The 13141-nt window shown below is 74.6% G+C and carries 12 protein-coding genes; 6 read left to right on the top strand and 6 right to left on the bottom strand.

The genetic code is table 11. From position 1 onward, the window contains the following. Positions 1–3: 3 nt before the first annotated feature. On the bottom strand, positions 4–1593 hold the full coding sequence (locus ACZ6QO_RS13000; protein ID WP_465850355.1) for a sensor histidine kinase: 1590 nt from the start codon (positions 1591–1593) through the stop codon (positions 4–6). A 135-nt stretch (positions 1594–1728) separates the two neighbouring features. On the opposite strand from ACZ6QO_RS13000, the gene ACZ6QO_RS12995 reads away from it, so the two are divergent. From ACZ6QO_RS12995 to ACZ6QO_RS12985, 3 genes are read left to right on the top strand one after another with little or no spacing between them, the layout of a single operon-like run. Then, positions 1729–2778 (top strand): ABC transporter ATP-binding protein, encoded by a 1050-nt coding sequence (locus ACZ6QO_RS12995; protein ID WP_465850353.1) that lies wholly within the window; start codon positions 1729–1731, stop codon positions 2776–2778. Beyond that, positions 2775–4358, top strand: a complete 1584-nt coding sequence (locus ACZ6QO_RS12990) for a DUF1349 domain-containing protein (protein WP_465850351.1) — start codon at positions 2775–2777, stop codon at positions 4356–4358. The genes ACZ6QO_RS12995 and ACZ6QO_RS12990 overlap by 4 nt, the downstream gene beginning before the upstream one ends. After that, positions 4355–5125, top strand: coding sequence for an ABC transporter permease (locus ACZ6QO_RS12985; RefSeq protein ID WP_465850349.1), 771 nt, complete (start codon positions 4355–4357; stop codon positions 5123–5125). The genes ACZ6QO_RS12990 and ACZ6QO_RS12985 overlap by 4 nt, the downstream gene beginning before the upstream one ends. 61 nt (positions 5126–5186) lie before the next feature. On the opposite strand, the gene ACZ6QO_RS12980 is transcribed toward ACZ6QO_RS12985, so the two are convergent. From ACZ6QO_RS12980 to ACZ6QO_RS12965, 4 genes are all read right to left on the bottom strand, one after another. Then, complete coding sequence (locus ACZ6QO_RS12980) at positions 5187–5963, bottom strand: SDR family oxidoreductase (RefSeq protein ID WP_465850347.1); 777 nt, start codon at positions 5961–5963, stop codon at positions 5187–5189. A gap of 244 nt (positions 5964–6207) precedes the next feature. Next, on the bottom strand, positions 6208–7134 hold the full coding sequence (locus tag ACZ6QO_RS12975; RefSeq protein WP_465850345.1) for a pentapeptide repeat-containing protein: 927 nt from the start codon (positions 7132–7134) through the stop codon (positions 6208–6210). Between the two features lie 142 nt (positions 7135–7276). After that, complete coding sequence (locus ACZ6QO_RS12970; protein ID WP_465850344.1) at positions 7277–7729, bottom strand: STAS domain-containing protein; 453 nt, start codon at positions 7727–7729, stop codon at positions 7277–7279. Positions 7730–7923: 194 nt separating this feature from the next. Then, positions 7924–8307, bottom strand: a complete 384-nt coding sequence (locus ACZ6QO_RS12965; RefSeq protein WP_465850342.1) for a winged helix-turn-helix transcriptional regulator — start codon at positions 8305–8307, stop codon at positions 7924–7926. A 157-nt stretch (positions 8308–8464) separates the two neighbouring features. Between ACZ6QO_RS12965 and ACZ6QO_RS12960 the strand changes: the two genes are divergently transcribed. After that, positions 8465–9412 carry an NADP-dependent oxidoreductase gene (locus ACZ6QO_RS12960; RefSeq protein WP_465850340.1) on the top strand — a complete coding sequence of 316 codons (948 nt, stop codon included), beginning with the start codon at positions 8465–8467 and terminating at the stop codon, positions 9410–9412. Positions 9413–9461: 49 nt separating this feature from the next. Further along, entirely contained in the window at positions 9462–10226 is a 765-nt protein-coding gene (locus tag ACZ6QO_RS12955; protein WP_465850339.1) for an SDR family NAD(P)-dependent oxidoreductase, read from the top strand. Positions 10227–10533: 307 nt separating this feature from the next. Here ACZ6QO_RS12955 and ACZ6QO_RS12950 read toward each other — a convergent pair whose 3' ends face one another. After that, the gene (locus ACZ6QO_RS12950) at positions 10534–12282 is read right to left on the bottom strand and encodes a serine/threonine-protein kinase (RefSeq protein ID WP_465850337.1); all 1749 of its coding nucleotides are present in this window, start codon (positions 12280–12282) and stop codon (positions 10534–10536) included. A gap of 478 nt (positions 12283–12760) precedes the next feature. On the opposite strand from ACZ6QO_RS12950, the gene ACZ6QO_RS12945 reads away from it, so the two are divergent. Further along, positions 12761–13126, top strand: coding sequence for a DUF488 domain-containing protein (locus ACZ6QO_RS12945; protein WP_465850335.1), 366 nt, complete (start codon positions 12761–12763; stop codon positions 13124–13126). Positions 13127–13141 lie beyond the last annotated feature (15 nt).

The raw sequence follows: 13141 nt of genomic DNA, 5'->3' as shown, positions 1-13141 counted from the left end.
AGATCATACGGCGCCCCTATCGTCCGCGCCGGAGTCGGCCGCTCCGGAGGCGGGGCGGCCGGGCAGGAGGGCCTCGACGAGGAATCCTCCGCCGGCGGCGGGGCCGGTGCGCAGCTCGCCGCCGACGGCCGCCGCGCGTTCTCGCATGCCCGCCAGCCCGTGCCCGCCCGGCGCCGCGCCCGCGCCGCGCACGCCGCCGCCGCCGCTCGGACCATCGGCACCCCGGTCGGCACCCGGATCCCCCGTGTCTCGGCCGGCACCTGAGTCCCAGGCGCCTGGACCGCCGGCCCCCTGGCCGCCTGGGTACCGACCTGCGGGGTGGGGGCCGTCCGCGGCGGGGCCGCCGGTGGCGGGGCCGGGGCCGTTGTCGCGGACGCGGACCCGCAGCAGGTCGTCGCCGTAGTGCAGCTCCACGTCGACCGCGGCGCCCGGCGCGTGCCGCCGGGCGTTGGTGAGGGCCTCCTGGACGATGCGGTAGGCCGCGAGCTCCACGCCGGGATCGAGCACGACCGGACGGCCGCTCAGGATGAGGCGGGCGCCGCTCCCTGCGGACTCGCGGGCGGCGTCGACCAGGGCGTTGAGCTCGGCCAGGCGCAGGCCCGGCTGGGGCCGCCGGACCTCCGCGCCGCCGGTGGCGGCGTCCTCGCGCAGCACGCCGAGCAGCCGCCGCATCTCGGTCAGCGCCGCGCGGGCGGTGTCGCCGATCGCCGACAACCGCCGCGCGCCGTCGGCGGGCATCCCTGGGACGGCCAGCCGGGCGGTCTCGGCCTGGACCGCGACCATGGAGATGTGGTGGGCGACGACATCGTGCAGCTCACGGGCGATGCGGGCCCGTTCGCCGCGCGCGGTGTGCTCCACCAGGGTGTCGGCGATGACCCGCCGGGCCGCGGTGTGCTCACGCGCCTCGCCACGGGCCCGCCCGGCCGCCCCCGCCAGCGCCGCCGCCGGGGCCAGGCAGGCCAGCAGCACGACGAGCGGCCCCGGCGCGCCGGCCATCGTGCCGGCGACGGCCAGCGCCACGAACGGCGCGGCCAGCAGCACCGCCAGCGCCTGGGAGCCGGCGCGGCCGAGCCGGTATCCGCAGGCGAGCTGGGCCGCCGCGCCGGCGATGGTGAGCGTGTGGAAGGCCGCCAGCGACAGCGCGCCCGCCACCGACACCAGCACGGCCGCCGCGGCGGGCTGACCCCACAGCGGCGCGAGCGGCAGCGTGGTGGCCAGGGCCAGCAGGCCGAACACCACGATGTACAGCGCCGCGCCGCCGGGCTGCGGCACCGGCGCGCCGCCGGCGTGCGCGAGCGCCTCGCCCGCCACCTGGGCGTTCACCGGAGCGGTCTCCACGCGCCCGAACGGCGCCGCCCCGGGCCCGCCGGCGTTCGCCGCCGTCTCGGCCAGCGCGAACGCCGCCAGCACCACCCCGGCCGCCACCGGCGTGTGACGGGCGGCGGCGGCGCGCCGCCACCGGGCGGCCCACCGGCCGCCGCCTCCCTCGCCCCTGTCGTCCCCGCCGCCCGCACGAACGGCGCGGGCCGCGTGGGCGGCCACCACCGCCGTCGCCCGGCCGGTCGCGAGGCGGGGCCCGTCCACTGAGTTCACGCAGGTCATTATCACGTCCGCTCGGCCGGCGGGCATCCCTCGTGTCAGGGACGGGACGTCCCTCGCGTGAGCGACGGCGAAGATCGCTCACTGGTGGGACGACCGCGCCCGCCGCCGCGCCTAGCCTGGCCGACCATGGAAGCCACCATCGAAGTCATCGGGCTTCGCAAGCGCTACGGCGCCGTTCTGGCCCTGGACGGGATGTCCTTCACCGTGGCGCCGGGCCGGGTCACCGGCCTGGTCGGCCCGAACGGCGCGGGCAAGTCCACCGTGATGCGGGTCATTCTCGGCCTGGACGCGGCCGAGGAGGGCAGCGCGCTGATCGGCGGGCGGACCTACCGGAGCCTGCGCGACCCGCTGCGCCACGTCGGGGCGCTGCTGGACGCGGGCGCGCTGCAGCCCGGCCGCACCGGCCGCGACCACCTGCTGTGGCTGGCCCACTCTCAAGGGCTGGGCGCCCGGCGGGTGGACGAGGTGATCGAGCTGGCCGGCCTGGGCCCGGCGGCGCGGCGCAGGGCGGGCGGCTTCTCGCTGGGCATGCGCCAGCGCCTGGGCATCGCCGCGGCGCTGCTCGGCGACCCGCAGGTGCTGCTGCTCGACGAGCCGTCCAACGGTCTGGACCCGGAGGGCATCGTGTGGATGCGCGGCCTGCTGCGGGCGCTGGCCGGCGAGGGCCGCGCCGTCCTGGTCTCCAGCCACCTGATGAGCGAGCTGCAGGACACCGCCGACCACCTGGTGGTGGCCGCCCGCGGCCGGGTGATCGCCGACACCGGCGTGGCCGACCTGATCGCGGCCGCCTCCCGCGATCGGGTCGGCGTGCGCACCGGCGACCGCGCGGCGGCGATGGCCGCGCTGGCGGGCGCCGGAGCGACGGTGGCCGCCACCGGCGGCGACACCCTCACCGTCTCAGGGCTGCCCGCCGAGCGCGTCGTGGCGGTGCTGGGCCGCGAAGACGTGCCGTTCTCGGAGGTGAGCGCACACCACGCGACGCTGGAGGAGGCCTACATGGAGCTCACCCGGGGAGCGGCCGAGTTCCGTGCGCCCGGTGGGACGGCGGAAGGGCTCCCCGCCCCTGGTGGGCCGCCGGACGTACCGCCCAGTCCCGAGGAAGGGGCCGATGGGCGGGCCTTTCAGGGCGTGGATGCGGCGGAGAACCGTGCCATGGGCGGGGAGGCGGCGCGATGACCGTCAGGGCCGCCGCTCCGCGCCGCTCCCGGCCGCGGCCCGTCCGCGACGGGCGGGCACGTCTGCTGCCGCTGGTGCGCCTGGCGCACGCCGAGTGGACCAAGTTCCGCACCGTCCGCGGCCAGGTCGTCGCCATGGCGGCCGCCGCACTGCTCACCGCGCTGCTCGGCCTGCTCACGGCGGCGGGCAGCCACACCTCCTGCAGCAAGGGCCCGGTCGAGGTGCCCTGCCCCGCCCCGCCGGTGGGCCCGGACGGCGAAGCGGTCGACGACCGGTTCTACTTCGTGCACCGGCCGCTGCGCGGCGACGGCGACATCACCGTCCGCGTTACATCCCTGACCGGCCGGATCCGCAGACCCGACCCCACCGGCATCGTCCCCGGCGTGGTGCCGTGGGCCAAGGCGGGCCTCATGGTCAAGGACGGCACCCGGCAGGGCGCGGCGTACGCGGCGGTGATGGTCACCGGCGCGCACGGGGTGCGGATGCAGCACGATTTCACCGGCGACGTCGCCGGACGAGCGGGCGGCGTCTCCCCCGCCTCCCCGCGCTGGCTGCGCCTCACCCGCTCCGGCGACACCCTCACCGGCTACGAGTCGCCCGACGGCCGCCACTGGAGCAAGGTCGGCGCCGCCCGCCTGCCCGGATTGCCGGACACGGTGCGGGCCGGGATGTTCGTCACCTCTCCCGGCGACCTGACGGTCAGCGACGACGTGCTCGGCGGGTCGGTCGCGGCGGTGCGCTTCGCTGAGGCCACCGCCGTGTTCGACCAGGTCGGCGTGCGGGGCGCGACGTCCTCGGACGTCTGGAGCCGCGACGACGTCGGCGTCACCACCGAGCTGGACGGCACGCCGCACCACCCGGGCCGGGCCGCCGAGTCCGGCGGTGCGTTCACCGTGACGGGGGTCGGCGACATCGCGCCGCTCGGCGAGGGCGCCACCGTCGAGCGGACCCTCACCGGCGTGGCGTCCGCGCTGGTCGTGGTGATCGTGGTGGCGGTGCTGTTCGTCACCGCGGAGCGCCGCCGCGGCCTGTGGCGCACCACGCTGCTCGCCTCGCCACGGCGCGGCCGCGTGCTGGCGGCCAAGGCCGTCGTGATCGGCGGGGCGGCCTTCGCCGCCGGGCTGGCCGGCGCCGGCGTCGCGATGGCCGCCGGGACGAGGATCCTGCGCTCCAACGGCGAGCACATCCTGCCGGTCGGCGCGCTCACCGAGGTGCGGATCGTGGCCGGCGTCGCGGCTTTGCACGCGCTCACCGCCGTGTTCGCCCTGGCGCTCGGCGCGGCGTTCAGGCGCGGCGCGGTGGCGGTGACCCTCGCCATCGTGGCGTGCGTGCTGCCGCTGATCCTCGCGACCGCCTCGGTGCTGCCCGCGGGGGTCGCGCAGTGGCTGCTGAGGGTCACTCCGGCCGCCGGGTTCGCGATCCAGCAGAGCATCCCGCAGTACTCGCACGTGCTCGGCCACTACACCCCGCAGATGGGCTACTACCCGCTGGCGCCGTGGGCCGGCCTTGCCGTGCTCGCCGGCTACGCCGCGCTGGCCCTGGCCCTGGCGGCCGTCCGGCTGAACCGGAGGGACGCGTGAGACGCGAACTGCACGCCGAATGGACCAAGCTGCGCACCGTGGCCGGTACCGGCCGGCTGCTGACGGCCCTGGTGGCGGTCACCGTCGCCACCGGCGCCGCCGCGGCCGCCGTGTCCTGCCCGCCGGGCGGCTGCGGCCACGATCCCGCCGTGATCAGCCTGTACGGCGTCCGGCTCGGCCAGGCCGCCGCCGCCCTGCTGGCCGTGTCGATGATCGGCGGCGAGTACGGCACGGGCATGATCCGCACCACGCTGGCGGCGATGCCCCGCCGGGGCGCCGTCCTGGCCGCCAAGGCCACCCTGCTCACCGGTCTCACGCTGGCCGCGGCGCTGGTGGCGGTGCCCGCGTCGGTGCTGGCCGGGCGGATCCTGCTGCCCGGCGGCCCCGCCCCCGCGCCCGGCCATCTGCTGCCGGCGGTGGCCGACGGGCCGATGCTGCGCGCGGCCGCCGGGTCGGTGCTCTACCTGGTGCTGGTCGCCCTGCTCGCCCTGGGCGTCGCCACCGTCGTCCGCGACTCCGCCGTGGCCGCCGCGGGCGTCCTCGGACTGCTGTACTTCCTGCCGGGCCTCGCCCTGATGGTGTCCGACCCGGGATGGCAGCGCCTGATCTGGCGGGTCTCGCCGATGAGCGCCGGCCTCGCCGTCCAGGCCACCACCGGCCTGTCCCGGCTGCCGCTCACCCCATGGGCGGGCCTGGGCGTGCTCGCCGCCTGGGCGGCCGCCGCGCTGGCCGGCGCCGCGCTGCTGCTGCGGCGACGCGACCCCTGACCCGCCGCCCCGCCCGATGGCCCCCCGCGAGGGCGGCCGGGCCGGCGCCGTGGGGGTGTGGTCAGCTGGGCTGGCCGGTGGGCATGATCGTGACCTGCTGGAAGTTGACGCGGGCCGGCTGGGAGGCGAGGAAGCCGATGGCATGGGCGATGTCCTCCGACGTCAGCCACTCCATCGTCTCCTTGGAGCCCTCCAGCCAGTCCTGCGCGCCGGTGTCGGTGACGTGGCCCTGCAGTTCCGTGCCGACGATGCCCGGCTCGATCGCGCAGACCCGTACGTTCTTCGGGCCCAGCTCGGTGCGCAGGTGCCGGGACAGGTGCGTGACGTAGGCCTTGGTCGCCGCGTACACGGCGAAGTTCGGGAAGATGTTCTGCGCGGCGATCGAGGAGGTGTTGATCAGGTCGCCGACGCCGCGCTCGGCGGCCGCCCGCACCAGTTGCGGGACGAACGCGCCGATGACGTTCATCAGGCCGGTGATGTTCAGGTCGATCTGGCGCTGCCACTGGTCGGTGGCCAGCTCCTCGATCGGGGCCGGGAGCATCACACCGGCGTTGTTGAGCACCAGGTCCGCCTCACCCAGGTCGTCTCTCACCCGGTCGGCGGCGGCGCGCACGGCCTGCGCGTCGGTCACGTCGGCGGCGATCGCCAGCGCGGTGCCGCCGTTCTTCTCGATGCGCGAGACCAGCTCGGCGAGCCGGTCCGCGCGCCGGGCCAGCACGGCGACCTTCGCGCCCAGCGATGCCAGGTGTTCGGCGGCCGCCGCGCCGATGCCGCTGGAGGCGCCGGCGACGACGGCGACCCGGCCGGCGAGTGGGGTGTCAGAGGTCTGCGAGGCCATGAGGAGACACCTTCCGTGAGAGCCCTGGAAGCGGTCCGCTCGTCCGGGCCGCCGGCTCGGCACACGATGGGCGCGCCGCGCGCGTGGACGCCTGCCGCACCCTGCCGAGACTGACACCGACAGCACTACCCAAACTTGGACATAACGCACATATGGGATGTCGCGCCGGGTGCATGCGAGCCGTCCGGCGGGAGACGCGGGAGACGTCGCGGGCCGTCCCCGCCGGGTGGGCTCAGCGGCCGGCTCAGCGGCGGCGGGATCGGCCACGCGGACGGGCGGACGCCGAAGCGGCCGGCGCGCCGGCGGCGCTCTGGCTGGTGGCCGGCCAGTGCGCCGGGCGGGCGAGCGGGGCGGGCAGCCTGGTGGCGCCGTCGCCCTTGGCGGCGTTGACCTGCGACTGGGTGAGGAAGACGCTGCCGGTCAGGTCGGCGCCGCTCAGATCGGCTCCCCGAAGGTCGGCGCCGATCAGGTCGGCCAGCCGCAGATCGGCGCGGCGAAGATCGGCCCCGATCAGGTACGCCCCCCGCAGGTCGGCGCCCTTCAGGTCGGCGCCGCGCAGCGCCGCCCCGATCAGGTCGGCGCCCCGGCGGTCCTTGCCGCGGCGCCCGGATGCGGCCTCGGCGCGCACGAGCTCGCTGACGCGCGCCAGCAGGGGGGCGACCTGCCGCCGCCGCTCCTCGGTGTCGAGCCCGGCCAGGACCTCCGGGCCCTGCTCGGTGAGCCGTTCGAGCCGGTCCAGCTCCAGGCGGATCTCGCCGTACAGGGGAGCGGCCTTCGGGTAGGTGAGCGCCTGGGTGAGGTACCACAGCAGCTCGTGCAGCCGCCGCATGACCGGGAACACCTGGAACATGCGCGCGGCGCCGCCCGGGTCGGCCCGCCAGTCGCGCCCGGCGAAGGTGCGCTGGGAGACCTTCTGCCCGGCGCCGAAGCAGTCGTAGGCCACGCAGCCGGGGTAGCCGCTGTCTCTGAGCCGGTCGTGGATGCCGCAGCCGAAGTCGGCGCGCAGGTTGGCGCACGGCCGGCCGGCCTGCTTGTCGGCCGCGAAGTCCGCCGACGCGGAGAAGGGCAGGGCCACGCAGCACAGCGCGAAACAACTGCCGCAGTCGGCCCGCAGCAGGGCGAGCGGATCCGTGCCTGGCACCTGACGGACGTGTTCCCGCTTGTCGGACAAGGTGCGTCGTTCTCCTCGCGCGCCGCGCTGGCACCGCCTGCCGGTGCAGCGCTCCCAGGCTACGGCGAACCCCGCCCCGCCCGGACCCGGGCGGGCAGGCCGCCGCCAGGGCTCACTCGCACTGACGCCGGAGCCGGGACGCTCACACCGGCGAGGCGGCGCGCGGCGCCAGGCCCCGCGAGCGGCCGGGAAGCGCCCGGCCGCCGGCGCGCGGCGGCACCAGGCGCCTGGAGGGCTGCGCCGGCCGGGCTGAGGTCGCCGACCACGTCCGGTCGCCGTGGACCTCGGGCCGGAACGGATGCTCCGGCCGGGTGATCTCCAAGACCCGCTCCAGGACGCCGCCCACGCCCACCAGGCGCAGCCAGCCATCGGCCTTCACCGCCCGGTCGGCGGCGTCGATGATCGCTTCCAGCCCTGTCGAGTCACAGAACCGAAGGCCGGTGACGTCCATCACCAGATGCGCGTGTCCGCGGCCGATCATGTCCTTCGCGCTCGCGACCAGCATGTCCGACGTGGCGAGGTCGAGCTCGCCCGTCAGCGCCAGCACTGCGACGGGGGGCCGATAGGCGATGGACACCTTGAATTGTGCGGCCATCTGCGCCCTTTCAACCGATTCGGGATGTAGGTACGAACGCTACCCCTCTGAAGTCAACCGGCCGGTAAGCTCGCCGGCCCGCCGACACCCCGGAATGGTCGAGAATCCCCCGCGAACGCCACCACACCGTCAAGTCCGCAAAGCCCGCACCATGCGGCCCCAAGACCGCGCCCCGCACCCCCGGCCAGAAGCCGTCAGCGGGCGTCGTAGCCCGCTCTCGACTCCAGGATGCCGACGGCGTTGTCCTCCGCCCAGCCGGCCAGGGCCCGGACCACCTCGAGCAGACTCATCCCGCGCGGGGTCAGCGCGTAGTCGACCCGCGGGGGCTTGGTGTCGTAGACGGTCCTGGTCACCAGGCCGTCTCGCTCCAGCCCCTGCAGGGTCGCGCTGAGCATGCGCTTGGTGATGGGCTTGCTCATCCGGCTGAGCTCGTTGAACCTCCGGGTGGTGTCGTCCAGCTGGCAGATGACGACCACCGACCACTTGTCGCCGATCCGTTCGAGCACGTCGCGGATCAGGGCGAGGCGGGCCTCCTCGCACGGCTCGGCGACCTCGACCTGCGGGAGCGGCTGCGACATGGCCCGCAGTATACGACCAGTACCAGGTTCGCCCCAGACGGTTCTTCTGGCGATACCTGGTCATGACGAAGTGCCTTCTTGCGGCACGGCCGCACTCGATGCGAAGGTACCGGCGTCAGACCTGGTATACATCAAGAACCACTCGGGAGCTGGGATAATGCAAGCAATCGGGGTACACGAGTTCGGAGGACCCGAAACGCTGCGCGTTCTCGACCTGCCCGACCCACACGCCGGGCCCGGCGAGATCCGCGTACGGGTGCACGCGGCGGCGGTGAACCCCGCCGACGCCCTGCTGCGCTCCGGCGCGAACGCATGGGTGTTCGACGGCGTGCCCGGGCCGTACGTGCTCGGCATGGACATCGCCGGAGTGGTCGACGAGATCGGCCCGGGAACCGAGACCGAACTGTCCCTGGGCCAACCGGTGATGGCGATGGTGTCACCGCGGGGCGGCTACGCCGAACACGTGGTGCTGCCGGCCGGCTGGATCGTTCCCGCGCCCGGCAACGCCGACCACCCGGCCGCCGCGACACTCCCGATGAACGGGCTCACGGCGATGCTGGCGCTCGACACGCTGGCACTCGCTCCCGGATCGGTGCTCGCCGTGATCGGCGCCGCCGGAATCCTCGGCGGCTACCTCGTCCAGCTGGCCGCCCACGCCGGCCTGACCGTGGTCGCCGACGCCGCGCCCGCCGACGAGGCGCTCGTCCGCCGCCTGGGCGCGGCCGACGTCGTGGCCAGGGGCGCCGATGTCGCCGAACGCATCCGGGCCCGCTACCCGGACGGCGTGGACGCCGTCGCCGACACGGCCCTGGCCGGGCCGCGGCTGCTCGACGCCGTACGGGACGGCGGCGACTACGCCCGCTTCCGCACCGGAGACGAGCCCGGCGGTCACGACTTCGGCGAGAACGGCAGGGTCGCGGTGCGGACGGTGTTCGTCCCCGACTACGCGGGACGGACCGACAAGCTGCACCAGATCCGCCGGCTCGCCGAGGCGGGGGCGCTCACCCCGCGCGTCGCGGCGGCCCTTCCCGCCGCCGAGGCGGCCACCGCGCACCGGCGACTCGAAGCCGGCGGCCTGCGCGGCAGGCTCGTCCTCACCTTCTGAACCTTCTGACTTTCATTCCGAACACGACCTCACCGACACAGGAGTCAACGTGTCCACACGTCTCACCGGCAAAGTCATCCTGATCACCGGCGCCACCTCCGGCATGGGCCGCGCCACCGCCGAGCGGCTCGCGGCCGAGGGCGCCAAGGTCGTCCTGGCCGCACGCGGCAAGGAGGCCGGCGACGCGCTGGTGGCCGGCATCCGCGCCACCGGAGGGGAGGCCACCTTCGTAGCCGCCGACGTCACCCTGGAGGCCGAGATGGCCGAACTGGTCCGGCAGGCGGTCAGCCGGTACGGCCGCCTCGACGGCGCGTTCAACAACGTCGGCGCCGCCACGGCGGTCGGCCCGGTCACCGACCTGGACGGCGACGCCTGGAACGCCGAGCTGGCCCTCAACCTCAGCAGCGTCTTCTACGGCCTCAAGTACCAGATCCCGGCGCTGCGGGCGAGCGGCGGCGGCGCGATCGTGAACAACGCCTCCATCAGCGGCGTCCGCGGCCAGCAGGGACTGGCCGCCTACAGCGCCGCCAAGCACGGAGTGATCGGCCTCACCCGATCGGCGGCGCTCGACACGGCCGCGGCCGGCATCCGGATCAACGCCCTGGTCACCGGCGGCGTCGACACCCCCCTGCTGCGGGGAGGCATGGGCGCCACCCCGGAGGAGGCACTGCGGGCGGCCGGAGCGATGCACCCGCTCGGACGGGTCGGGCGGCCGGACGAGATCGCCGCGTTCACGGCCTTCCTGCTGAGCGACGAAGCCGGCTTCATCACCGGAGCCGCCCTCGCGATCGACGGCGGGGCCACCGCCTGCTGACCTGCGCCGTTCAGCGTTCAGCCGTGGGACGGAACCGTCAGAGGCGTGCACTGACAGGCCGCCGCGCCGGCACACCTCGTGCGAATACATGGGGTCTGAGGGGGTCCGCCGACAACCGGCGGCGGATCAGCGAACCTTGCCGAAGAACTGCCGGATGTCGCCGAGTCTTCGAGGGCGGCCTCCCCGTCCCCGCCGTGTGACCGGCGCCGGAGTTCGCCGACGGCACCCCGGATTCTCATCGCAGTCGACCGCACCCGGTCTTCACCCCGGTCAACGGCATCGCCACCCCGGTGTACCGGTCGTCCGCTCACTCGCGCCTTCCGTTTCCGTGGCCGCCGGAGGAGGCCTTGACCGGCTTGTGCGCCGAGCCCGTGCCTTTCTGGCCGCTCGCGCCCTTGCCCTTCCGACCGCCCGTGTTCTTGCCCGCGTTGCCATGGCCGTTCCCGGAATCGCCCGAGGAGCCGCGCCGCTTCTCCTTCCCCCCGCTGGAAGGCTTTCCGGTCACCTTGTCGTCCTGCTCCGGCGGCGCCGATCGCGACCGGCGGTCTCCCGAACCGGTGGCCGCGTCCGCCGGCTCGGGCCGCACCGCCTCATCGGGCGAGCCATCGGCACCGGCCTGGTCGCCGGTCCGCCCCACCACCGGCTCACCCGTGGCTCCGCCGTCCCCCTCACCGGAGGCCGGCCGCGTCTGCATCACCGTCACCTGCACCGCGCCCGGCGCGGCGGCCATCGCGCCATCGGCGGCGGGACGCAGATAGGCCAGCCCGCCCACGGCGAACCCGCCGAGCACGAGAGTGACACCCGCCGCGGCGAACAGCCGGCGCGGCGTCAGCAACAGCACCGGCCCCGGCGGCGTCCGCCCCGGACCGCGTACCGGCGTTGTGCCCGCGTCCGGACCCGGCTCCGCGTCCGATCCCGGCGCCGCTGCCGGGCCCGGGCGCGCGTGAGCCGTGGACGCCGCCGAAGCCGCCAATGCGGCGGCGGCCGTCACCGGCGCTGAATCCGCCACCGGGTCCGAAGCGGCGGCCACCGGGGTCGCGGACGACACGAAACCCGACGACGACACCGGGTCCGCGGACGGTACCGGGCTTGGAGCCACCACCTGTTCCAAGGCGGGCACCGATGGTGAAGCGGACGACAGGCCCGGAACCGGCATCGCGTCCAGGTCCTGCGACTCCTCCGGCGGCGCGGAGGGGAGCGAAGACCCGGCAGGAGCCGGCTCGGGCGCACGGCCGGCCGCGACCTCACCGAGGATCCGGGCCACCTCCGGCGCCGTCATCCGCGCCGCCGAGTCCTTGACCAGCAGGCCTTCGATCACCGGAGCCAGCTCGCCGGCCGCCCGCAACGGCGCCGCCTCCTGGTACAGCACCGCGGCCAGCGTCGCCAGCATGTGCCCTCGCTGGAACGGCGACCGGCCCTCCACCGCGAAGTACAGCGTCACGCCCAGCGACCACAGGTCCGACGCCCGCTCCGCCCGCCCGCCCAGCGCCCGCTCCGGGGCGATGAACGCCGGCGTCCCCACCAGGGTGCCGGTCCGCGTCATCGGCGAATCGTCCTCAAGCGTCGCGATGCCGAAGTCGGTGAGCACCGCGTTGCCGTCCGCGGTCACCAGCACGTTGTCCGGTTTGACGTCCCGATGCAGAACGCCCGCCTGGTGCGCGGCCAGCAACGCCGCCAGCACCTGCAGGCCGATCTCGGCGACCCGGCGCGGCGCGAGCGCGCCGTCCTCCCGCACGATCGCGCCGAGCGTCCGCGAGGGCACCAGCTGCATCACGATCCACGGATGGCCGTCGTCCTCGAAGACGTCGTAGACGGCGGCGACGCCCGGATGGCTGAGCCGCCCGGCCGCCCGGGCCTCGCGGAAGGTCCGCGTCGTGAAGATCTCGCGCTCGGGCTGGGTCAGTTCGGCCGAGCCGAGCAGCTCTTTGACGGCCACCTCGCGCAGCAGCAGTTCGTCCACGGCTCGCCAGACGACCCCCATACCGCCCTGCCCGAGGGGCTCGAGAAGCCGGTAGCGTCCCGCGACCACACGTCCGGAGGTGCCTGAGTCAGCCATGGGCTCATGGGTACCCCGACTTCCCCCTCACATTCAACACAATCCTCACAACAGCCTCGCAACGGTGTTGATCTCCCGCGAAATGCGTCGCCCATCGCGGCGTATAACCAGGTCAGAGGCATCGTCGGGTTTACGGCGGACGGCACTGGAGAATACGACCGGCGCGTGTCCGGCCGCTCCGAATTCGCGATCCGCCGCCTCCCCAGAATTTTCGTCGGATAGGGGGCTGTCGAGCTTGAGTTTTTGTGGCTTTTAGGTTCGTTGTATACACTCACGGCCTTTACAATGTAGATCACAAATGTCCGATTCGATGGCGATGTACGCCTGCCTGCGGAGCCACGTCCAACGGAATGCCCTGACGTCCCCCGGGGTAGCGTCGGTGTCATGAGAGGGATGCCGGCCCTGGTGATGCCCTGACGACGGCGGCGCACGTCACCGGACCTCCATCAGCGCACCCTCGACCATGAGGAGGCACACCATGGCAGGCAGGAGCAAGGTTCAGGTGCGCCGGATCTACGAGGAGCCGGCGCGAGATGACGGCGTCAGGGTGCTGGTCGACCGGATCTGGCCGCGAGGAATGACCAAGGCCAAGGCCGGCCTCGACGAATGGTGCAAACAGATCGCCCCCTCGACAGAGCTGCGCACCTGGTACCACCACGACCCCGAACTCTTCGCCGAGTTCGGCCGCCGTTACCGCAGCGAACTGGCAGACCCCGAACGGGCGGCCGCGCTGAAGCACCTGCGCGAACTCGCGGCCCAGGGCGGCGTGCTGACCTTGCTCACCGCGACCAAACAGCCGGAGATCAGCGAGGCGGCCGTGCTCGCCGAACTGCTGCGCCACTGAACACTCCCGTCAGCC

This window comes from Sphaerisporangium sp. NPDC049457 (assembly GCF_055586705.1).
Note: the sequence above shows the minus strand (reverse complement) of the source record. Positions and strands in the feature narration are given on the sequence as shown.